Origin of the sequence: Pseudonocardia sp. KRD291 (assembly GCF_019263595.1) — a bacterium.
GTDB lineage: Bacteria > Actinomycetota > Actinomycetes > Mycobacteriales > Pseudonocardiaceae > Pseudonocardia.
The window spans coordinates 1-20,730 of the sequence record NZ_JADQDD010000091.1; the positions used below are offsets into that span (position 1 = coordinate 1).

21 protein-coding genes and 1 pseudogene are annotated in these 20,730 nt (G+C 71.2%); 1 reads left to right on the top strand and 21 read right to left on the bottom strand.

Going from position 1 to position 20,730, the window contains the following annotated elements; all coding sequences use genetic code 11:
- The 3 genes and pseudogenes from I4I78_RS14775 to murA form a co-directional block, all read right to left on the bottom strand.
- Positions 1–215 (bottom strand): annotated as a pseudogene (locus I4I78_RS14775) (hypothetical protein); the annotation flags it as partial.
- A gap of 129 nt (positions 216–344) precedes the next feature.
- On the bottom strand, positions 345–1,196 hold the full coding sequence (locus tag I4I78_RS14780; RefSeq protein WP_218611889.1) for a DUF1206 domain-containing protein: 852 nt from the start codon (positions 1,194–1,196) through the stop codon (positions 345–347).
- Positions 1,197–1,282: 86 nt separating this feature from the next.
- Positions 1,283–2,551: a UDP-N-acetylglucosamine 1-carboxyvinyltransferase gene (murA, locus tag I4I78_RS14785; RefSeq protein ID WP_218611890.1), complete on the bottom strand. Its 1,269-nt coding sequence runs from the start codon at positions 2,549–2,551 to the stop codon at positions 1,283–1,285.
- Between the two features lie 168 nt (positions 2,552–2,719).
- Between murA and I4I78_RS14790 the strand changes: the two genes are divergently transcribed.
- Positions 2,720–3,310 (top strand): cob(I)yrinic acid a,c-diamide adenosyltransferase, encoded by a 591-nt coding sequence (locus I4I78_RS14790; protein WP_218611891.1) that lies wholly within the window; start codon positions 2,720–2,722, stop codon positions 3,308–3,310.
- Between the two features lie 90 nt (positions 3,311–3,400).
- Here I4I78_RS14790 and I4I78_RS14795 read toward each other — a convergent pair whose 3' ends face one another.
- The 18 genes from I4I78_RS14795 to rho form a co-directional block, all read right to left on the bottom strand.
- Positions 3,401–3,838 (bottom strand): DUF2550 domain-containing protein, encoded by a 438-nt coding sequence (locus I4I78_RS14795; RefSeq protein ID WP_218611892.1) that lies wholly within the window; start codon positions 3,836–3,838, stop codon positions 3,401–3,403.
- 17 nt (positions 3,839–3,855) lie between these two features.
- On the bottom strand, positions 3,856–4,242 hold the full coding sequence (locus I4I78_RS14800) for a F0F1 ATP synthase subunit epsilon (protein ID WP_218611893.1): 387 nt from the start codon (positions 4,240–4,242) through the stop codon (positions 3,856–3,858).
- A gap of 36 nt (positions 4,243–4,278) precedes the next feature.
- A complete protein-coding gene (gene atpD, locus I4I78_RS14805; RefSeq protein WP_218611894.1) occupies positions 4,279–5,712 on the bottom strand; it encodes a F0F1 ATP synthase subunit beta in 1,434 nt (477 codons plus the stop codon).
- Positions 5,712–6,713, bottom strand: coding sequence for a F0F1 ATP synthase subunit gamma (locus I4I78_RS14810; RefSeq protein WP_218611895.1), 1,002 nt, complete (start codon positions 6,711–6,713; stop codon positions 5,712–5,714). Before I4I78_RS14810 ends, atpD begins: the two co-directional genes overlap by 1 nt.
- A gap of 13 nt (positions 6,714–6,726) precedes the next feature.
- Positions 6,727–8,421, bottom strand: coding sequence for a F0F1 ATP synthase subunit alpha (gene atpA / locus I4I78_RS14815; protein WP_218611896.1), 1,695 nt, complete (start codon positions 8,419–8,421; stop codon positions 6,727–6,729).
- Positions 8,422–8,459: 38 nt separating this feature from the next.
- Positions 8,460–9,290: a F0F1 ATP synthase subunit delta gene (locus tag I4I78_RS14820; RefSeq protein WP_218611897.1), complete on the bottom strand. Its 831-nt coding sequence runs from the start codon at positions 9,288–9,290 to the stop codon at positions 8,460–8,462.
- Entirely contained in the window at positions 9,290–9,835 is a 546-nt protein-coding gene (locus I4I78_RS14825) for a F0F1 ATP synthase subunit B (protein ID WP_218611898.1), read from the bottom strand. The genes I4I78_RS14820 and I4I78_RS14825 overlap by 1 nt, the downstream gene beginning before the upstream one ends.
- A gap of 52 nt (positions 9,836–9,887) precedes the next feature.
- The gene (locus I4I78_RS14830; protein WP_308252117.1) at positions 9,888–10,139 is read right to left on the bottom strand and encodes an ATP F0F1 synthase subunit C; all 252 of its coding nucleotides are present in this window, start codon (positions 10,137–10,139) and stop codon (positions 9,888–9,890) included.
- A gap of 98 nt (positions 10,140–10,237) precedes the next feature.
- Positions 10,238–11,011 (bottom strand): F0F1 ATP synthase subunit A, encoded by a 774-nt coding sequence (gene atpB, locus I4I78_RS14835; RefSeq protein WP_218611899.1) that lies wholly within the window; start codon positions 11,009–11,011, stop codon positions 10,238–10,240.
- A gap of 359 nt (positions 11,012–11,370) precedes the next feature.
- Positions 11,371–11,820, bottom strand: coding sequence for a hypothetical protein (locus I4I78_RS14840; RefSeq protein WP_218611900.1), 450 nt, complete (start codon positions 11,818–11,820; stop codon positions 11,371–11,373).
- A 103-nt stretch (positions 11,821–11,923) separates the two neighbouring features.
- Positions 11,924–13,138, bottom strand: a complete 1,215-nt coding sequence (locus I4I78_RS14845) for an MraY family glycosyltransferase (protein ID WP_308252118.1) — start codon at positions 13,136–13,138, stop codon at positions 11,924–11,926.
- A gap of 43 nt (positions 13,139–13,181) precedes the next feature.
- Positions 13,182–14,465, bottom strand: coding sequence for a serine hydroxymethyltransferase (gene glyA, locus I4I78_RS14850; protein WP_218611901.1), 1,284 nt, complete (start codon positions 14,463–14,465; stop codon positions 13,182–13,184).
- Positions 14,466–14,572: 107 nt separating this feature from the next.
- Entirely contained in the window at positions 14,573–15,529 is a 957-nt protein-coding gene (locus I4I78_RS14855) for an endonuclease domain-containing protein (RefSeq protein ID WP_218611902.1), read from the bottom strand.
- A gap of 137 nt (positions 15,530–15,666) precedes the next feature.
- Positions 15,667–16,320, bottom strand: coding sequence for an L-threonylcarbamoyladenylate synthase (locus I4I78_RS14860; RefSeq protein WP_218611903.1), 654 nt, complete (start codon positions 16,318–16,320; stop codon positions 15,667–15,669).
- A 42-nt stretch (positions 16,321–16,362) separates the two neighbouring features.
- Entirely contained in the window at positions 16,363–17,250 is an 888-nt protein-coding gene (gene prmC / locus I4I78_RS14865; protein WP_218611904.1) for a peptide chain release factor N(5)-glutamine methyltransferase, read from the bottom strand.
- Positions 17,247–18,350: a peptide chain release factor 1 gene (gene prfA / locus I4I78_RS14870; protein ID WP_218611905.1), complete on the bottom strand. Its 1,104-nt coding sequence runs from the start codon at positions 18,348–18,350 to the stop codon at positions 17,247–17,249. The genes prmC and prfA overlap by 4 nt, the downstream gene beginning before the upstream one ends.
- Before the next feature lie 96 nt (positions 18,351–18,446).
- Positions 18,447–18,671 (bottom strand): 50S ribosomal protein L31, encoded by a 225-nt coding sequence (rpmE, locus tag I4I78_RS14875; protein ID WP_218611906.1) that lies wholly within the window; start codon positions 18,669–18,671, stop codon positions 18,447–18,449.
- 174 nt (positions 18,672–18,845) lie between these two features.
- A partial coding sequence (gene rho / locus I4I78_RS14880) for a transcription termination factor Rho (RefSeq protein WP_226379732.1) occupies positions 18,846–20,730 on the bottom strand: 1,885 nt, incomplete at its 5' end.

Below are 20,730 nucleotides of genomic sequence, written 5' to 3' on the forward strand. Positions count from 1 at the left end.
GCCACCGCGGCCACGGCGGCCAGCCCGGCGTACTCGCCGACCGACCCGACCGTCGTCGCCGCGGTCAGCAGGACCACCTCGCCCGGGGTCACCAGGCCCACGGCCACCGTCGTCTCCAGGACCAGCAGCACCCCGACCACGAGGTAGAGCTGCCAGAGCGGGGCCGACCCGACGGCGTTCAGGAGACGGTCGAACAGCTCCGGGATCCAGTGCATCCGCCGAGCGTGCCGCCGCGGGGTGTCCGGCGGACCAGGGATCGCCCCGGAGCCGACCCCCACACCCGCCGACCCGACTCCGGGTCCGCACCGCTCCGCGCCCTCCCGGCGACGGCCGGACGGCCCGGCTCAGACGACCCGGTGGTACCGGGCGTCGAAGAAGCAGAACACGCCGTAGCACGCGATCCCGAAGGCCACCGCAAGCAGCAGGAACACGCCGTAGGGCTGGTCGCGCAGCGCCTTCAGCGCCGAGTCCATCCCGTTGGCCTGCGCCGGGTCGAACGTCACCGCAGCGGTCCCGATCAGCAGCCCCAGGACGATGATCGCTACTCCCTTGGCGATGTACCCGACCTGGCCGGTGCGCTCGTCGAGCCGGCGGGTCCGGCGGTCGACCCCGGCCAGGTCCTGGTCCTCGGTGAACGCCATCCGGTATCCCTGGTAGATCATCACGCCGCCGCCGACGACGACTCCGAGCCCGATGGCCACGACCAGGATCTGGCCACCCGGCAGGCCGAGCAGGCCCGCCGTGGCCTCCCCTCCTCCGCCGCCCGACGAGCGGCCCTGCACCGCCGTCGTCGCCGCGGTCACGGCCAGGACGGCGTAGATGACGGCCTGGCCGGCGCTGACGACGCGCTTGCCGGTCCGCTTCGTGTCGTCGGCGATGTAGGGGAAGCCCCAGATCGCCGACACGACCCGCCACAGGGCGACGGCGGCGAACCCGACGACCAGCACCCAGAGGAACACCCGTCCGGCCGGTTCGGCCGCGATCGCGGCCAGTGCACCGTTCTGGTCGGCCTGTCCGCCCGAGCCGAGAGCGATCTGCGCCGCCAGGAACGCGATCAGCAGGTGCATCAGCCCGTTCGAGGCGATCCCGATCCGCGCGAGGAGCCGGACCGGCCGGCTGCGGGCAGCCTGCTTCGCCGAGGAGCCGGCGGCGTCCGCGGCTCGGGACACGTCGGAGGTATCGGGAACGCCGGACATGTCGTCTCCTCGGGGCCTGGGAGGGCGAACCGTCCCACACCGCCGGGAGACGTCCTCTCCGGCGCAACCTCGTTAGGCCACCCGGATCAACGGTCGGGTTCGCCGGTGACCCGGGAGATGTCGGCGCCCAGGGAGCGCAGGTTCTCCACGAACCGGGGGTAGCCGCGGTCGATGTGGGCGACGTCCCACACCTCGGTGGTCCCCTCCGCGCACAGTCCGGCCAGCACCAGACCGGCCCCGGCCCGGATGTCGCTTGCCCAGACCGGGGCGCTGGAGAGCAGCTCGCGCCCGCGGACGACGGCGTGGTGGCCGTCGGTGCGGGCGTCGGCGCCGAGGCGGATCATCTCGTCGACGAAGCGGAAGCGGGCCTCGAACACGTTCTCGGTGATCATCGACGTGCCCTCGGCCACGGCCGAGAGCGCGATCGCCATCGGCTGCAGGTCGGTGGCGAAACCCGGGTAGGGAAGCGTCACGAAGTCGACCGCCTGCGCCCGCCCCGGCATCGCGACGGTGAACTCCTGCTCGCCGACGTCGGTCCGTGCCCCGGCGCTGCGCAGCTTGTCCAGGACCAGGTCGATGTGGTGCGGGTCCACCCCCCGCACGGTGACCTCACCGGAGGTCATCGCCGCGGCGAACGCCCAGGTCGCGCCCACGATCCGGTCCCCGATCACGCGGTGCGCGGTCGGCTGCAGCCCGGTGACGCCGTGCACCACCAGCGTGGACGAGCCGACGCCCTCGAGCTTCGCGCCCATCTCACCCAGCATCACGCAGAGGTCGACGATCTCCGGCTCGCGCGCGGCGTTGTCGATGATCGTGGTGCCCTCGGCCAGCACGGCCGCCATCAGGATGTTCTCGGTCGCCCCGACGCTCGGGAAGTCCAGCCAGATCTGGGCGCCGTGCAGGTCCTCGGCGCGCGCCTTGACGCAGCCGTGCTCGATCTCGGTGGTCGCACCGAGCTTGCGCAGCCCGTTCTGGTGCATGTCCAGGGGCCGCGACCCGATCGCGTCCCCGCCGGGCAGCGGCACCACCGCGCGTCGGCAGCGGGCCACCAGCGGGCCCAGCACGCAGACCGAGGCGCGCAGGCGCGAGACCGACCGGTAGTCCGCCTCGGCCCCGGGCTCGGCCGGGACGTCGATCAGCACGGTCGTGCCGTCGATCGTGACCTCGCAGCCCAGGCTGCGCAGCACGTCCGCCATCAGCGGCACGTCCAGGATCTCGGGGCAGTTCCGCAGCGTCGTGCGGCCCTCGGCCAGCAACGCCGCCGCCATCAGCTTGAGCACGCTGTTCTTGGCCCCGACGACGTCGACGGACCCGGTCAGACGGGCCCCACCACGCACCGCGAAATGCTCCACCACGCCACGACGGTAGCCACCACGAAGGCCCCCGCCCCGGCGACCCCTGCCGTGCCGCCCGAGCTGTTCCACTCGCCGTGTCCGCCTCGCCCACTCGGCGCATCGGTTCGACAGGTGGTCGATCCACCGGCGCGGCGCCCCGTCCTGGTTCACGACGGATACGCTCGGTCCGTGGCCGTACACCTGACCCGCATCTACACCCGGACCGGCGACGACGGGACGACGAACCTCGGCGACTTCTCCCGCGTCCACAAGACCGACGTGCGTCTGGCGGCCTACGCCGACACCGACGAGTGCAACGCCGCCCTCGGCGTCGCGGTGACCGTGGGAGGGCTCGCCGACCGGGTCGTCGAGCCGCTGCGCCAGATCCAGAACGACCTGTTCGACGTGGGAGCGGACCTGTGCGCGCCGATCGTTCCCGAGCCGGAGTATCCGCCGCTGCGGGTCACCCAGGGCTACGTGGACCGCCTCGAGGCCTGGTGCGACGAGTTCAACCCCGAGCTGCCCAAGCTGAACTCGTTCATCCTGCCCGGCGGCACCCCGGGGGCGGCGTACCTGCACGTGGCCCGCACCGTGACCCGCCGCGCGGAGCGGTCGGTCTGGGCGCTGCTGCAGGCGGACCCGGACCGGACCAACCCGCTGACCGCCACGTACCTGAACCGCCTGTCGGACCTGCTGTTCATCCTCGGCCGGGTAGCCAACCCCGACGGAGACGTCCTGTGGCAGCCCGGCGGCCCCCACGGAGCCCCCACCAGCACCTGAGGCACAGCTCTGGAGTGCACGAGAGCTGCTCCGGTACAGCCCGGGTGGACGAGAGCAGCTCTCGCTCACCGCGGGTGTGCGTGGGGAGCGTCAGGAGGCCCGGGGCCAGCCCGAGGAGCGTCCGGGTGGGGTGGCCTCGACCCAGGCCAGGAAGCCGGTCAGGACGTCGGCCGACATCGCCAGCTCGACGTCGGCCCCGCCGCGCTCACGGCAGCGCATGACCTCCACCGCGGACGGGATCGCGAAGTCCTCGGAGCGCAGTGGCGCACGCCGCTCGACGATCTCCAGGTCCGCGCGGTCGAGCACCACCGTCGGCCCGATCCGGAAGCTGGTGAGCCGGAACCAGACGAACTCGTCGCCCCGGAACCGGCCCACACCGAAATGCCAGTCGTTGACGAGAAAACGGCGGCGCAGACACAGGTCCACACCGCCGCCTCGCATGAGCCGGACCCGCCGTACGGCGAGCCAGACCAGGGGAAGGACCAGACACAGCAGCAGAACTCCGACCACCGTCGCAACGAGTTCCACCGCCATGTCCGCCCGGGCTATCGGGAAGAGGCTTCCGCGGCTTTCAGCCGCACCTCGGCGCGCGCCCTGGCGGCCGCGCCCTCCTCGTCCGAGCCGTCGGCACGGTCGAGCGCCTTGCGGGCCCGGTCCGTGTCGATCTCGTCGGACATCTCCGCGTACTCGGCCAGGATCGACACCCGCTCGGCCGAGACCGACAGGAACCCGCCGTGCACCGCCACGGTGATCGAGTTGCCGTCGGTCCCGTCGATGCGGACCACCCCGGCCTCCTCCATCTGACCCAGCAACGGCTGGTGACCGGGCATGATGCCGACCTGACCGACGGTGGTGCGGGCGAGGACGAACGACGCCTCACCCGACCACAGCCGCCGCTCGACCGACATCAGGTCGACCGTCATCTCAGCCATGCTCACTCCGCTGTCTGTTCACTCCGCAAGCTCCGTTCAGCTCTCGAGCTTCTTGCGGTTCTTGTCCAGGTCGTCCAGACCGCCACAGAGGAAGAACGCCTGCTCCGGGACGTCGTCGAACTCGCCCTTGGCGATCTTGTCGAACGCCTCGATGGTCTCCTTGAGCGGGACCGTCGACCCCTTCTGCTGGGTGAACTGCTCGGCCACCAGCAGGTTCTGCGACAGGAAGCGCTCGATCCGCCGTGCCCGGCCGACCAGCTGCTTGTCCTCCTCGGACAGCTCGTCGATACCGAGGATCGCGATGATGTCCTGCAGGTCGTTGTACTTCTGCAGGATCCGCTTGACCTCGTTCGCGACGCGGAAGTGCTCGTCGCCCACGTACTGCGGGTCGAGGATCCGCGACGTCGAGGTCAGCGGGTCCACCGCCGGGTAGATCCCCTTCTGGGAGATCGGCCGGGAGAGCTCGGTGGTCGCGTCCAGGTGGGCGAACGTGGTCGCCGGCGCCGGGTCGGTGTAGTCGTCCGCGGGGACGTAGATCGCCTGCATCGAGGTGATCGACCGGCCGCGGGTCGAGGTGATCCGCTCCTGCAGCTCGCCCATCTCGTCGGCCAGCGTGGGCTGGTAGCCCACCGCGGAGGGCATCCGGCCCAGCAGGGTGGAGACCTCCTGGCCGGCCTGGGTGAACCGGAAGATGTTGTCGATGAAGAGCAGCACGTCCTGGTTCTGCTCGTCGCGGAAGTACTCCGCCATCGTCAGCGCGGACAGCGCGACCCGCATACGGGTGCCCGGCGGCTCGTCCATCTGGCCGAACACCAGCGCGGTGTTCTCCATGACGCCCGACTCGGTCATCTCCGTGATGAGGTCGTTGCCCTCACGGGTGCGCTCGCCGACCCCGGCGAACACCGAGGTGCCACCGAAGTTCAGGGCGACGCGCTGGATCATCTCCTGGATCAGCACGGTCTTGCCCACGCCCGCGCCGCCGAACAGGCCGATCTTGCCGCCGACCACGTACGGGGTCATCAGGTCGAGCACCTTGATGCCGGTCTCGAGCATCTCGGTCGAGCCCTCGAGCTGGTCGAACGACGGCGCCTTGCGGTGGATGCCCCACAGGTCGCCGGTGATCTCCAGGTCGGGCTTGTCCAGGCACTCGCCGAGCGCGTTGAACACGTGCCCCTTGACCTGGTCGCCGACCGGGACCGAGATCGGACGGCCGAGGTCGGTGACCTCCTGGCCGCGGACCACGCCGTCGGTGGGCTGCATGGAGATGGTGCGGACCAGGTGGTCACCCAGGTGCTGGGCGATCTCCAGGGTCAGCTTCCGGGTCTCCTCGCCGAACTTCACGTCGAGGGTGAGGGCGTTGTAGAGGTCCGGCACGTGGTTGCGCGGGAACTCGACGTCGACGACCGGGCCGGTGACCCGGACGACCCGGCCGGTGGTGGTCTGGGTGCCAGCGTCGGCAGTTGCGGTCATCAGCTCTCACTTCCTGCGGTCGCGAGTGCGTCGACGCCACCGACGATCTCGCTGATCTCCTGGGTGATCTGGGCCTGACGTGCCTGGTTGGCTTCCAGGGTCAGGGTACGGATCAATTCGTTCGCGTTGTCGGTCGCGGCCTTCATGGCCCGCTGCCGGTTCGCCGACTCCGACGCCGCCGACTCCAGCAGCGCCGCGTAGAGCCGGGCGCCGATGTACTTCGGCAGCAGGGCGTCGAACAGCGTGTCCGGGTCCGGCTCGAACTCGTAGATCGACTGCAGACCCTTGGTGTCGGTCTCCGAGGGGTAGTTCTGCTGTTCCTCGTCCTCGGTGTCGGTCGCCGGCTCCGCGGCGGCCGAGATCCCTCCGGAGTACTCGACCTCCAGTGGCGCCATCCGCCGTGCCTGCGGAGTCTGCGTGATCATGTTCTTGAAGCTGGTGTAGACGAGGTGCAGCTCGTCGACCCCCTGCACGCCGTCCTCGCCTGCGCCGTCACCGGAGTCGTCGACCCCGGCCATGAACGCCGCGACGAGCGTGCGGGCCGCCTCGGCCGCGTGCTCGTAGGAGGGTTGCTCGGAGAACCCGGTCCAGGACTCCTCGACCTCGCGCTTGCGGAAGCGGTAGTAGCTCACGCCCTTGCGCCCGATCACGTAGAGGACCGGCTCCTTGCCCTGCTCGCGCAGGAGCTCCTGGAGCCGCTCGGCCTCCTTGAGCACGTTCGCGTTGTAGCCGCCGCACTGACCGCGGTCACTGGTCACGACCAGCACCGCGGCGCGCTTGGGCTCCTCGCGCTCGACCAGCAGCGGGTGGTCCAGCGCCGAGTTCGACGCGAGCTCGGAGAGCGTGCGCGTCATCTCCTCGGCGTAGGGCCGCGCCTCGTCCACCCGGGCCCGGGCCTTCGCGATCCGTGAGGTCGCGATCAGCTCCTGGGACCGGGTGATCTTCTTGATGGACTGCGTCGACTTGATCCGCCGCCGCAGCACCCGGATCTGTGCCGCCATATCGCGCCGTCCCTCAGCTCTCGTCCGACGACGAGGTGTCGGCCTTGCGAGCGCCGCCGCCGGACTGCGGGGCCTTCTTGTTGACCGTCACGGTCTCCTGGTCGACGTCCGACTCGTCCAGAGCTTCCTGCTTCTGCTCCTTCGGCACCACGGACGAGCCGTCGGTGGCGGTGAAGTCGTCCTTCTTGAACTTCTCCACCGCCTTCGTCAGCCGCTCGGAGTTCTCGTCCGAGAGCTTGCCGGTGTCGCGGATCTCGTCCAGCACGCCGGCCTCGTTGCGCCGCAGGCTGTCCTCGAACTCCGACTCGAAGCGGCCGATGTCGGCGACCGGCACCGAGTCGAGCTGGCCCGAGGTGCCCAGCCAGATCGAGACGACCTGGTCCTGCACCGCGAACGGCGAGTACTGGGCCTGCTTGAGCAGCTCGACCAGGCGCTCGCCGCGGCCGAGCGCGCGCGCCGACGCGGCGTCGAGGTCCGAGCCGAACGCGGCGAACGCCTCCAGCTCGCGGTACTGCGACAGGTCCAGGCGCAGCGAGCCGGAGACCGACTTCATCGCCTTGATCTGCGCCGAACCGCCGACCCGGGAGACCGAGATGCCGACGTTGATCGCCGGCCGGACACCCTGGTTGAACAGGTCCGACTCCAGGAAGACTTGACCGTCGGTGATCGAGATGACGTTGGTCGGGATGTAGGCCGACACGTCGTTGGCCTTCGTCTCGATGATCGGCAGGCCGGTCATCGAGCCCGCGCCCAGCTCGTCCGAGAGCTTCGCGCAACGCTCCAGCAGGCGGGAGTGCAGGTAGAAGACGTCGCCCGGGTAGGCCTCGCGGCCCGGCGGACGGCGCAGCAGCAGCGAGATCGCGCGGTAGGCCTCGGCCTGCTTCGACAGGTCGTCGAACACGATCAGGACGTGGTTGCCCTGGTACATCCAGTGCTGGCCGATGGCCGAGCCGGTGTAGGGGGCGAGCCACTTGTATCCGGCCGGGTCCGAGGCGGGGGACGCGACGATCGTCGTGTACTCCAGCGCGCCCGCGTCCTCGAGCGACTGCCGGATGCCGGCGATCGTGGAGCCCTTCTGGCCGATCGCCACGTAGATGCAGCGAACCTGCTTCTTCGGGTCCCCGGAGTCCCAGTTCTCCTTCTGGTTGATGATCGTGTCCACGCAGACCGCGGTCTTGCCGGTCTTGCGGTCACCGATGATCAGCTGGCGCTGTCCGCGGCCGATCGGCGTCATGGCGTCGATCGCCTTGATGCCGGTCTGCAGCGGCTCGCTCACGCTCTGGCGCTCGACGACCGAGGCGGCCTGCAGCTCGAGCACCCGCTCGGTCTCTGCCTCGATGTCGCCCAGGCCGTCGATCGGGGCGCCCAGCGGGTCCACGACCCGGCCCAGGAAGCCGTCACCGACCGGCACCGAGAGGATGTTGCCGGTGCGGGTGACCTGCTGGCCCTCCTCGATCCCGGTGTAGTCGCCGAGGATGACGGCGCCGATCTCGTGCTGGTCCAGGTTCAGGGCCACACCGCGCACGCCGCCCTCGAACTCGAGCAGCTCGTTGGTCATGGCCGAGGGCAGACCCTCGACGTGGGCGATGCCGTCGCCGGTGTCGGCGACCGTGCCCACCTCGTCACGGGTGGTTCCGGTCTCCAGCGACGAGACGTAGCTGGAGATCGCACTCCGGATCTCCTCGGAGGAGATCGTCAGCTCTGTCATGGCTGCGTCGTTCCTTCTCTCGAACGGGGGTCTGGTGGTCAGCTGGGCAGGGATCGGCGCGCGGCGGCCAGCTTGCCCGCGACGCTGCCGTCGATGACCTCACCGCCGACCTGGACGACCAGTCCGCCCAGGAGGCTCGGGTCGAGCTCGATCTGCAGGGAGATCGTGCGGCCGTAGATGCGGGCCAGGGTGTCGGCGAGCGTGGTCTCCTGCTCGTCCGACAGTGCGACGGGCGTGCGGACCCTGGCCACCGAACGTCCGCGACGGGCGGCGGCCAGGTCGGCCAGCTCCTCCGCGGCGACGTCCAGGTGCCGTCCGCGCGGCAGACGCAGGGTCTGGTGCAGCAGCGTCGAGGTCACCGGAGAGGCCTGGTCGCCGAGCACCCGGTCCAGCAGACCGATCCGGCCCTCGGCCGGCTCCTTGGTGTCGGCGAGCAGGCCGCTGAGCTCGGACTGCTGGTCCAGGATGCGGCCGAACCGGAAGAGCTGGTCCTCGACGTCGTCGAGCGAGCCGTCCTTGTCGGCCACCGAGAGGGCGGCCTGGCGGGCCAGCGACTCGGCGGCGTCGACCAGGTTGATCGAGACCGACCAGCGTGCACGCACGAGACCCCGCACCAGGTCCATCGCCGGCGCCGAGATCTGACCTTCGAGCACACGCTCGGACAGCGCGACCCGCGTCGACTCCGGGGACGACGAGTCCGCGAGGACACGCCGCAGCTCACGCTCGCCTGCGAACAGCCGCGCGACGGCGAACAGGTCGTCGGCCGTCGTCGACAGCTCCTCCGCGGAGGCGCCGTCGACGTAGGTGTCCAGCTGCTCGACGAGGGTGGTCAGGGACTTGCGGCTCGACGGCTGCAGGACGACGGTCATCAGTTCGCTCCGGTCCGCTGGCCGGACATTCCGCCGAGCTCACCCAGGAAAGAGTCGATGGTCGCCGAGCGACGGGAGTCGTCGGCCAGCGAGTCGCCCAGAAGACGCTCGGCCAGCTGCACCGACAGGCCGCCGACCTCTCCGCGGAGGTTGCGCTCGGCCTGCTCGCGGGCAGCAGCGATCTGCTCCTCGCCACGGGCCTTGATCCGCGCGACCTCCTGCTCGGCCTCGGCCCGCAGCTCGGTCTTGATCTGCTGGCCCTCGGCCCGGGCGTCGTCGCGGATGCGTGCCGCCTCGGCCCGGAGGCCGGCCAGCTGCTCCTCGTACTCCTTCTTGAGCCGGTCGGCCTGCTCCTGCGTCTCCTGCGCGCGCTTGAGCCCGCCCTCGATCGCGTCGGTCCGCTCCTCGTACATGGTCTCGAAGCGCGGGACCGCGTACTTCCAGAGCACGAACAGCAGGACCGCGAACGCCACCACACCGAGGACGAGCTCGTCCACGTGCGGGAGAATCGGCAACGGTTCCTCGGCGGCGAGAATCAGATCCACCGTGTGTCCTTCCCAGATGTGGCCGCCAGTGACGGGACCGGCATGGTGGTGATCAGCCGCTCTGGGCGATGAAGAACAGCACCAGGCCGATCAGCATGACGAGCTCGGCGAGCACGAACGTCGTCCAGCCGATGCCCATGAGCTGTCCACGGGCCTCCGGCTGACGCGCGGTGCCGCTGATGACGGCCGACCAGATCAGGCCGACGCCGATGCCGGCGCCGATGGCACTGGCGCCGAAGCCGATGGCCGCGAGGCCGGGGTTGATGTTGGAGGCCCCCTGGGCCAGAACCAGCGTTGCGCTCACTTGGAGTTTCCTTCCATCGGGTCCGCGGGACGCGGGGCGTTCGGTGGGTCGGGCCGGGGGAACCGGCGGATCGTGTCGGCGCCTGTCGGCACCGGGGTCTAGTGGTCCTCCGCGATCGCCGCGCCGATGAACACCGCGGCGAGCAGGGCGAAGACGTAGGCCTGGATGACCTGGACCAGCGCCTCGAGGAACGTGAAGGCGATGCCGGCGACGAAGGCGAAGGGCCCCGCGATGATCAGCGCGCCACCGGCGGAGATCAGGAACGCCGAGGCCACCGCGGTCAGCGCGATGATCAGGTGTCCCGCGAACATGGCTGCGAACACACGCAGGGCCAGCGAGAGCGGCTGCACCACGAACTTCTGCAGCAGCTCGATCACGATGATCAGCGGAGCGATGAAGATCGGAACGCCCGGGGGCAGCGCGGCGTGCTTGATGTAGCCGAAGAATCCGTGCTTCTTGAACCCGGCGTAGTGGTAGAAGACGTAGACGAACAACGCCAGCGACAGCGGGAAGCCGATCCGCGACATGGTCGGGAACTGGATCACCGGCACGATCGCGAACAGGTTGTTCACCAGGATGAAGCTGAACAGGGCCAGGATCAGCGGGATGTAGCGGCGGAACTCCGCCGAACCGATCTGGTCGCGCGCCATCGTGTTGCGCGGGATGTTGTAGAAGGACTCGAGCGCGAACTGCCCCTTGCCCGGGACGATCGCCAGGCGCCGGGTGCCGACCGTGAACAGCACGGCGACGATGATCAGCGACAGAACCGCCAGAACCATCGGCTTCGTGACGGAGCCGAAGATCGGCGGGTACTCGAACAGCCCCGCGCCGGGCGGCGTGAACTCTTCTGCCGCCAGTACGAACGTGCCCAATGGGGGTCCTTCCGGTGCTCCCGTCCCGCGGTCGCGCGGATCGGGGGATCGCCTGCAAGGTGCCTCGTGACGCGATGCCGACGGGTATCCGGACATCAGAGCCGGGAGTCACCCACATCGCCTACGCGGCGAATGCTATCAGCCGTACTTCTACAGCGTGTCGGGGGCGGCAACGGGACTCACCTGCACCTTCGCGGCGCGAAACGATCTTCACAGCGCGCCGGAACGGTCACGGGCAACGCGCGGGCGACACGGCCGGGTGATCCCGTCGTCAGCCCTCGTGCGACACCGCGCAGGGCACGCCGGCACCGGCCCGGAGCCGGTCGGTGAACCCGGCAAAACGGTCAGGATGGCGCAGGTCAGGCGCCCGACGACGCCGGATCGGACCCGATCAGGATCTTGATCTTGTGGCCCGCCCACGCCTCGGCCGCGGTGGTCGCGACGAACACGACGAGCAGCGTGACGGCCAGTGACATCCGGTGCAGGCCGGAGCCGTTCCCCAGGGTGAACAGGACGATCAGGAGAACGATGGCCTTGGTGGCCAGCCCGACGAATGAGGCCAGCATCACAGCGGCCGGGTCCAGCGTCGTCGTGCGCAGCATCAGCAGCGGGGTGAGCAGCGCCGACGCGGTGGCCACGACGCCGGCGAACGCCGCTCCGTAGACCCCGGAAGCCCCCACCGACACCGCCGCGACGGCCACGCAGACCAGCGACGTCACGACCCCGACGAGCGCGGCGCCGCGCGCCATCGACCCGGCCAGCCTGCGGATCACCTGGGCCTGGCCGACGGCGGGTCCGTCGTAGGTCACCGTGCCCCATCGATCCCAACGCCACACGGCCGACTCCTCGTCTTCGTGATGCTGACGGCTCTCACCAGCCCGTTCCCATGCTATCCGGGCGGGGCGAGGTCGCTCAGGGGGCGGGACGACCGGCCGTCCCGCCCCCTGCGGTGCGCGAGCGCACCCGGTGCGGGACGGCGGAGGCGACGACCGCGACCACGAGCCCGCCCGCGATCGCTCCCAGGACCAACGGCACGTCGTCGACCAGTGCGAGAGCGACACCGCCGAAGGCCAGCACGGCGACCCAGAGGTAGGCCAGCAGTACCGCGCGGCGGTGGCTGTGCCCGACCTCGAGCAGGCGGTGGTGCAGGTGCATCTTGTCCGGGCTGAACGGGCTGGTCCCGGCCCGGGTCCGGCGCACGACGGCCAGCAGCAGGTCCAGCATCGGGATGAACACGATGCCGGCCAGTACGACCAGCGGGGTGAGTAGTGCCAGGAAGTCGGTCGGGTTCGCACCCACCGCGAAGTTGATCGTTCCGGAGGCGCTCGTGGTCGCCGCGGCCAGCAGTACGCCCACCAGCATCGACCCGGTGTCACCCATGAAGATCCGGGCCGGGTTGAAGTTGTGCGGCAGGAACCCGAGGCAGGCCCCGGCGAGCACGATCGCGATCAGCGCCGGCGAGTAGGTCGCCGGGTCGTTGCCGTTCTCCCGGATCAGCCCGATGCAGAACACGGCCGTCGCCAGCGAAGTGATCATGCCGATCCCGGCGGCCAGGCCGTCCAGCCCGTCGACGAAGTTCATGGCGTTCACCAGCGCGACCGTCAGCAACACGGTCAGCAACACACCCTGCGCCTGCCCGAGCAGCAGGTACGAGCCGGAGATGCCGGTCCCGCCGCCACCCCACGGGATCCAGAACGTCAGCCACTGGACCCCGAACAGCACGAGTACCCCGCCCGCGGTGATCTGGGCCGCGAACTTGGTGATCGCGTCCAGGTCGTAACGGTCGTCGAGCAGGCCGATCCCGACCAGCAGAGCCGTCGCCAGCAACACCCCGAGTACGTCGGTGCTGCCCTCGAAGAACGCCAGCCGCAGGGCCGGGAGCTGGGCGGCGAGCCCGATCCCGGCCAGCACGCCGCCGAACATCGCCAGCCCGCCCCAGCGCGGGGTCGGGGTGACGTGCACGTCGCGCCCGCGCGGCCAGGCGACCGCTCCCGCCTTGAGTGCGAGCATCCGGACCGGACCGGTCAGCAGCAGCGTGACCACCGCGGCGCAGAGCCCGACCAGCAGGTACTCCCGGATCGGGAGCCCGTAGCCGAACGAGCTCTGCTCCTGCGCGAGGTAGGACACCGCGGCCCCGACCTGCTCCGGCGCGTTCGTCGTCCTGCCCCGGTCAGCCGCGCGGGTACGCCGGCGCGCGCCCGACGAGCGTCGCGACCTCGTCGCGCACGGCGGCGAGCTCGCGGTCGCCGTTCGGGGTGTCGTGCTCGGCCTTGACCGCCCGGGCCAGCAACGAACCGATCTCGGCCATGTCCGGCTCGGTCATCCCCTGCGTGGTGACGCTCGGTGAGCCGACCCGCAGGCCCGAGGGCTTCATCGGCGGCGCCGGGTCGTAGGGGATGGCGTTCTTGTTCAGCGTGATGTTCGCGCGGTCGCACCGGGTCTCGGCGTCCGAGCCGGAGACGCCGATCGGCCGCAGGTCGATCAGCGACAGGTGGGTGTCGGTCCCGCCGGAGACCGCGCGCATGCCCTCGGCCTCCAGGCTCTTGGCCAGCGCCTGCGCGTTCGCGACGACCTGTGTGGCGTAGGCCCGGTACTCCGGCTGGGCCGCCTCGCGCATGGCCACGGCCTTGGCCGCGACGGCGTGCATCAGCGGGCCGCCCTGGGAGAACGGGAACACGGCCTTGTCGATCGCCTTGGCGTGCTCGGCCCGGCACAGGATCATCCCGCCGCGCGGTCCGCGCAGCACCTTGTGCGTGGTGGCGGTGACGACGTCGGCGTAGGGCACCGGCGACGGGATCGCCTGACCGGCGACGAGGCCGATGAAGTGCGCGGCGTCGACCATCAGCTTCGCGCCGACCTCGTCGGCGATCTCGCGGAAGATCTTGAAGTCGATCGTGCGCGGGTAGGCGGTCGCACCGGCGATGATGATCTTCGGCTTGTGCTCGTGGGCGAGGCTGCGCACCTGGTCGTAGTCGATCAGCTCGGTGTCCTCGCGGACCAGGTAGGACACGGCGTTGAACCACAGCCCGGAGAAGTTGACCTTGCTGCCGTGCGTGAGGTGGCCGCCCTGCTTGAGGTCCATGGCCAGCACGGTGTCGCCGGGCTTGGCGAACGCGGCGTAGGCGGCGAGGTTGGCGCTGGCGCCGGAGTGCGGCTGCAGGTTGACGTGCTCGGCGCCGAACAGCTCCTTGGCCCGCGCGTTGCCGATCTCCTCGGCCTGGTCCACGACTCCGCAGCCGCCGTAGTACCGACGGCCGGGGTATCCCTCGGCGTACTTGTTCGACAGCGTCGACCCGAGCGCGGCCAGGACGGCCGGACTGGTCAGGTTCTCGCTGGCGATCAGCTGCAGTCCACCGCGCAGGCGGTCGAGCTCGTCCAGTACGACCCCGGCGATCTCGGGATCCTGCGACTGCAACGCGGTGAAATCCGGGCCCCAAAAGGTCTGCTCACTCACGCCGGTACACGCTACCCGCCCGGGACCGTCCCCCCGGCCCGGGCCGCACAGGGTCACACCCGCACCGACCGGGACGTCAGGGTTTTTCGATCAAGATCCTGGAGCCCTCACGTCCCGCTCGGCGTCGGCGCCAGCAGTTCGGCTCGTTCGGCACGCAGTGTGCGGATGACGGCGACGGTGCGGCCGGGGGTGCGGGTCAGGTCCGGTCGCAGCAGGCGGAGCGTGTGCCACCCCAGTGCCGCCGTGCGGAGGTCGCGTGCCCGGTCGAGCGCGTCGTCATGGTCCTCGCCGTCGTACTCGATGGCGAGCTTCGCCTCCGGATAGGCCAGGTCGAACCGCACGTCGAGGTCTCGCCGCTCGTCGCGCAGGCGGTGCTGGACATCCGGCGCGGGTAGCCCGGCCAGGACGAGCAGCAGCCGCAGCCTGGTCTCGGGCGGCGACTCCGCACGCGGGTCGGCGAGCTCCACCACCCGGTCCAGCCGCCGGGCGCCCGGTGCTCCCGGGGTCACGAGACGCCTGCGGAGCAGCGCCGCCGGGTCGAACCCGGGTGAGAGCGACACCGTCCTCGACCGTGCGACCGAGTCCGGGCCGTGTACCGGGCCGGGGACGAACGTGGGCCGCCGACGCCGCGCGGCGGCCAGCGCATCGACCGCCACCACGGCTTCCACCAGGTCGAGACGCCGGGCGAGGTCCCACGCGGTGCGCTCGGGCGACGTCGTCAGCACGCCGTCGACGGCCCCGACGTCGGCTGCGGCGAACGTGCCGCGACGGACGCGTAACCCCGGGCGTCCGCGGACGTGGCCCGCGACGAGGATCTCGGCCGGCGCGGACCACGGCCCGCACGAGGCGCCGAGCAGCTCGGCTGCGGAGTACCCCGCGAGGACACCACCCGACGTCGCGGCCAGCAGGTACGCGGCCCGCGCCCACACCGCACAGGTGAGCGTCACCGACGCGTCGACGTAGATGTCGGGGAACAACCGGTGATAGCCCCGACCGCGCAGGGCGCCCTTGGTCACCCGGCCGGACGCGATCGACTCGGACCCCCGGAACGGCTCCACTCCCATCCCGGCACCGTGCCCGTCCGATGCACGGGACCGAGCGCGTTCACGGCGGACCGGTCACCATCGCGAACGCCGGTGACCGGGACGTCAGAGCTGTTCGATCATGCGGCAGGAACCCTGACGTCCCGTTCGATAGCGGGTCAGGCGGGGAGGGCCTGCTCGCCGAGGACCTCGCTGACCTCGGCGGCGGAGATGTCGCCCTCGCGCAGGAGGCGCGGGGTGGCATCGGTCAGGTCGACGATCGTGGAGGCGACCGGGTCGCCGGACGGGCCGCCGTCGAGGTAGACGCCGACGCTCGGGCCGAGCTGGTCGGCCGCGTCGGTGACGTTCGACGCCGGCGGGCGACCGGAGGTGTTCGCGCTGGAGACGGCCATCGGGCCGACCTCGCGCAGCAGCTCCAGAGCGACCGGGTGCAGCGGCATCCGCAGCATCACCGTGCCGCGGGTGGTGCCCAGGTCCCAGGCCAGCGACGGCGCGTGCGGCAGCACCAGTGACAGCGCACCCGGCCAGAACGCCTCGATCAGCGAGCGTGCGCCGGACGGGACGCCGGTGACCAGGCCGTCGATCGTCGTCCAGGAGCCGACGAGCACCGGGACCGGCATGTCCGGTCCGCGGTTCTTCGCGGCCAGCAGCGCCCGGACGGCCTCACCGGAGAACGCGTCGCAGCCCACGCCGTAGACGGTGTCGGTCGGCAGCACCACCAGCCCGCCGGTGCGTACCGCCCGCGCGGCCGCCGCGAGACCGCGCACGCGCTGGTCCGGATCGGCGCAGTCGAACGTCGGCACGGTGTTCACCCAAGTCACGGTCGGTCAGCCTACGACCGGGCCACGGACGGCTCAGGAGCGGGCACCGGTCGGGGCCGGCACCCGCCGGGCGGTGACGAACCGCGGCCGCCCGTTGAGGTCGGTGTGCTCCACGACATCGGACAGCGTCCGGCGGCGGCGGAGCATCGCGGGCACGGAGTCGCCCTGGGTGTCGTCGTGCTCGATCGCCAGTGCCGCTCCGTGTCGCAGCAGCCCGGTCGCGGTGCCGAGGACGGCCGCGATGATCTCGGTGCCGTCCGGTCCGCCGAACACGGCGTCCGGCGGGTCCCACGCGGTCACCTCGGGCGGCAGCGCGGTGCCGTCCGGGACGTAGGGCGGGTTGCAGACGACGAGGTCCACCACTGCCTCGAGCTCGACGAGCAGGTTCGACCACCGCACGTCCGCGTGGTGCAGCGTGACCGGCCGCCCGCCGCCGGCGACGTGCGCGTCGATGTTGCGCTTCGCCCAGCTCAGGGCCACCGGGTCGGCCTCGAGCGCGTGCACGCTCGCGTCCGGGCGCGACGCCGCGAACGCCAGCGCGAGCGCGCCCGACCCGGTGCACAGGTCGAGCACCGTCGGCGACCGCACGTCGCGCAGCGCGCCGAGGCCCCACTCGAGCAGCAGCTCGGTCTCCGGGCGCGGCACGAACACCCCCGGTCCGACTGCGACCTCGACCGGGCCGAGCGCCGCGGTGCCCAGGATGTGCTGCAGCGGCTCGCGGGTGGCCCGCCGGGCCGCGAGCTCGCGCAGCCGCGCCACCACCGGCGGGTCGACCAGCGGGATCATCGGCAGCTTCGACCGCGGCTCGCCGAGCACGTGGGCCGCGAGCAGCTCGGCGTCCACCCGGGGCGACGACACCCCGGCCGCCTCCAGCGCCCGCGTCGCCTCCCCGACGGCGACCCGCAGCGGCAGCCTGCTCACTCGGCGGAGCCCCCGGTGCTGGAGGCGACCGCCTCCGCGCGCTCGGCCGCCGTGAGCGCGCCGAGCACGTCGTCGAGGTGCCCGTCGAGCACGGTGGAGAGGTTGTGCGCCTTGAACCCGACCCGGTGGTCGGAGATCCGGTTCTCCGGGAAGTTGTAGGTTCGGATCCGCTCCGAGCGGTCCACCGTGCGGACCTGCGACCTACGGTCGGCGGAGGCCTGCTCGGCCGCCTCGGCCTCGGCCCTCGCCTGCAGACGGGCCCGCAGGACCTCCATGGCCCGCGCCTTGTTCTGCAGCTGCGAGCGCTCGTTCTGGCAGGTCACGACGATGCCGGTGGGCAGGTGGGTGATCCGGACGGCGGAGTCGGTGGTGTTCACGCTCTGCCCGCCGTGCCCGGAGGAGCGGTACACGTCGACCCGCAGGTCCTTCTCCTCGATCTCGACGTCCGGGGCCTCGTCGGCCTCCGGGAACACCAGGACGCCGGCCGCGGAGGTGTGCACGCGGCCCTGCGACTCGGTGACCGGCACGCGCTGCACCCGGTGCACGCCGCCCTCGAACTTCAGCGACGCCCACACCCCGGCCCCGTTGTCCCCTGCCCGCCCGGAGCGCACCGACACCGTGACGTCCTTGTATCCGCCCAGGTCGGACTCGGTGAACCCGAGGATCTCGGTGCGCCAGCCGCGGGACTCGGCGTAGCGGGTGTACATCCGCAGCAGGTCCGCCGCGAACAGCGCGGACTCCTCGCCGCCCTCGCCGGACTTCACCTCGAGGACGACGTCGTCGGCGTCGTGCGGGTCCCGCGGCACCAGCAGCTCGGCGAGCTTCGTCTCCAGCTCGACGATCCGGGCGGTCAGGGCGTCGGCCTCGGCGGCGAACGCGTGGTCCTCTGCGGCCAGCTCGAGCGCGGCGTCCCGGTCGGCGCGGGCGGCCGAGAGCTCGCGGGCCACGGCGACGACCGGGCCGAGCTCGGCGTAGCGGCGGCCCAGCTTGCGCGCGGCGGCCGGGTCGGCCTGCACCTCCGGGTCGGCCAGGCGCTGCTCCAGCTCGGCGTGCTCGTCGAAGAGCGCGTCGACCGACAGGGCGGGGGCCGGGGTACTCATCGCTGCGGGTTCCGTTCTGGGATGGGCGGAGAAGGCTCTGACACGCGAACGGCGCCCGTCACCTCGCGCGGAGGTGACGGGCGCCGATGGCGAGAGCTACTTGGCCGAACCCGCGCGGCGCTTGCCGTAGCGCGCCTCGAACCGGGCGACGCGGCCGCCGGAGTCCAGGATCCGCTGCTTGCCCGTGTAGAAGGGGTGGCAGGCGGAGCAGGTCTCGACGAACATCGAGCCGGTCGTCTTGGTGCTGCGGGTCGTGAACTGGTTGCCGCAACCGCAGGTGACCTGGGTCTCGACGTACTCGGGGTGGATTCCCGCACGCATGGCGTTTCCTCTCATCGTGGCCGCCGGGTCCTTTCCCGAGTGTCTCGGGGCAGGTGAACCGGTGCCGGAAGCTGACATCTCATTCAACCACCCGACCCCGGCGGGTGTTCCCGCCGGGGCCGGTGTGGGGTCGTGCGCGGATGTCACTGCCGGAGCAGTGCTACCCGCTCACGGTCACTCGTTGTCGCTGCCGGGCGTCTGCTTCGCGACGTCCATCAGGAACTCGATGTTGGTCTTGGACTTCTTGAGCCGGTTGAGCACCAGGTCGATGGCCTGCTGGTCGTCCAGCGCGGCGAGCACCCGGCGCAGCCGGACCACCACCGCGTGCTCGTCCGGCGACATCAGCAGCTCTTCCTTGCGGGTGCCGCTGTCGCCGATGTCGATCGCCGGGAAGACGCGCTTGTCGGCGATCTTGCGGTCCAGCTTGAGCTCGGCGTTGCCGGTGCCCTTGAACTCCTCGAAGATCACCGTGTCCATCGTCGACCCGGTCTCGACCAGCGCGGTGGCGAAGATCGTCAGCGAACCGCCGTCCTCGATGTTGCGCGCCGCGCCGAGGAAGCGCTTCGGCGGGTAGAGCGCCGTGGAGTCGACACCACCGGAGAGGATCCGGCCCGACGCGGGCGCGGCCAGGTTGTAGGCGCGGCCCAGGCGGGTGATGTTGTCCAGCAGCACGACCACGTCGTAGCCCATCTCGACCAGGCGCTTGGCCCGCTCGATGGACAGCTCCGCGATCGTGGTGTGGTCCGACGGCGGCCGGTCGAAGGTCGACGCGATGACCTCGCCCTTCACCGACCGCTGCATGTCGGTGACCTCTTCGGGCCGCTCGTCGACCAGCACCACCATCAGGTGGCACTCCGGGTTGTTCGTGGTGATCGCGTTCGCCAGGTTCTGCATGATCGTGGTCTTGCCGGCCTTGGGCGGCGATACGATCAGCGCGCGCTGCCCCTTGCCGACCGGCATCACCAGGTCGATCACCCGGGTGGTCAGGTTCGTGGGCTCGGTCTCGAGGCGCAGCCGCTCGTTCGGGTAGAGCGGGGTCAGCTTCGTGAACTCCGGACGGGCCTTCGCGGTCTCCGGGTCGCTGCCGTTCACCGTGTCCACGCGGACCAGCGGGTTGAACTTGGCCCGCTGCTGCTCGCTCTCCCGCGGCTGGCGGACCGCTCCGGTGATCGCGTCACCGCGGCGCAGGCCGTTCTTGCGCACCATCGACATCGAGACGTAGACGTCGGTCGGGCCGGACAGGTAGCCGGTGGTCCGGACGAACGCGTAGTTGTCCAGGATGTCCACGATGCCCGCGACGGGCAGCAGGACGTCGTCGTCGCGGATCTCGGTGTCGACGTTGCCGCCGCCACCGCCGGTGCGCTCCCGGTCGCGACCGCGCCGACGGTCCCGGAACCGGCGGCCGCGACGGCCGCGGCCGTCACCGTCGTCGTCCTCGACGTCGTTGCGATTGTCGTTGCGGGTGTCGTTGCGGCCGTTGCCACCGCGCGTGTCGTTCGCGCCGCGGTTGTCGTTGGCGCCGCGGTTGTCGTTCGCGCCGCGGTTGTCGCTGGCGTTGCGGTTGTCGTTCCCGCCGCGCCCGTTGTCGTTACCGCCGCGACCGTTGTCGTTGTTCCGGCCGGAGTCGTTGCCGCGGGCGTTGTCGCCGCCACGGGCGCTTTCGCCGCCCCGGGCGTTGTCGCCGCCCCGGCCGTTGCCGTCCCGGTTGCCGCCGTTGTTGCGGTCCCGGTTGTCGCCGCCCCGGCCGTTGTCGGCCTGGTCGTTGCCGCCACGGTTGCGGTTGCGGCGGTCCTGGCGGGTGTCGCCGTTGTCGGCGTTGCCGTTCTGCTGGCCGGCGTCGGTCCGCGGGGCCTCGGTGGTGGCGCCGTTGGCGGACCCGTTCTGGTCCTGCGGGCGCTCGTCGACGCCGTCGGTGTCGCCGCCGCGACGACGGGTCCGTCCACGACGGCCACCGCCCTCGGTCGCAGACGCGGACTCCTGGTCCGTGGACCCGGTTCCGGTCGAGGAGCTGTCGTCGGCGGCCGTCTTCGCCGACGCCGAGCGCCGCGGCGCGGAGGCC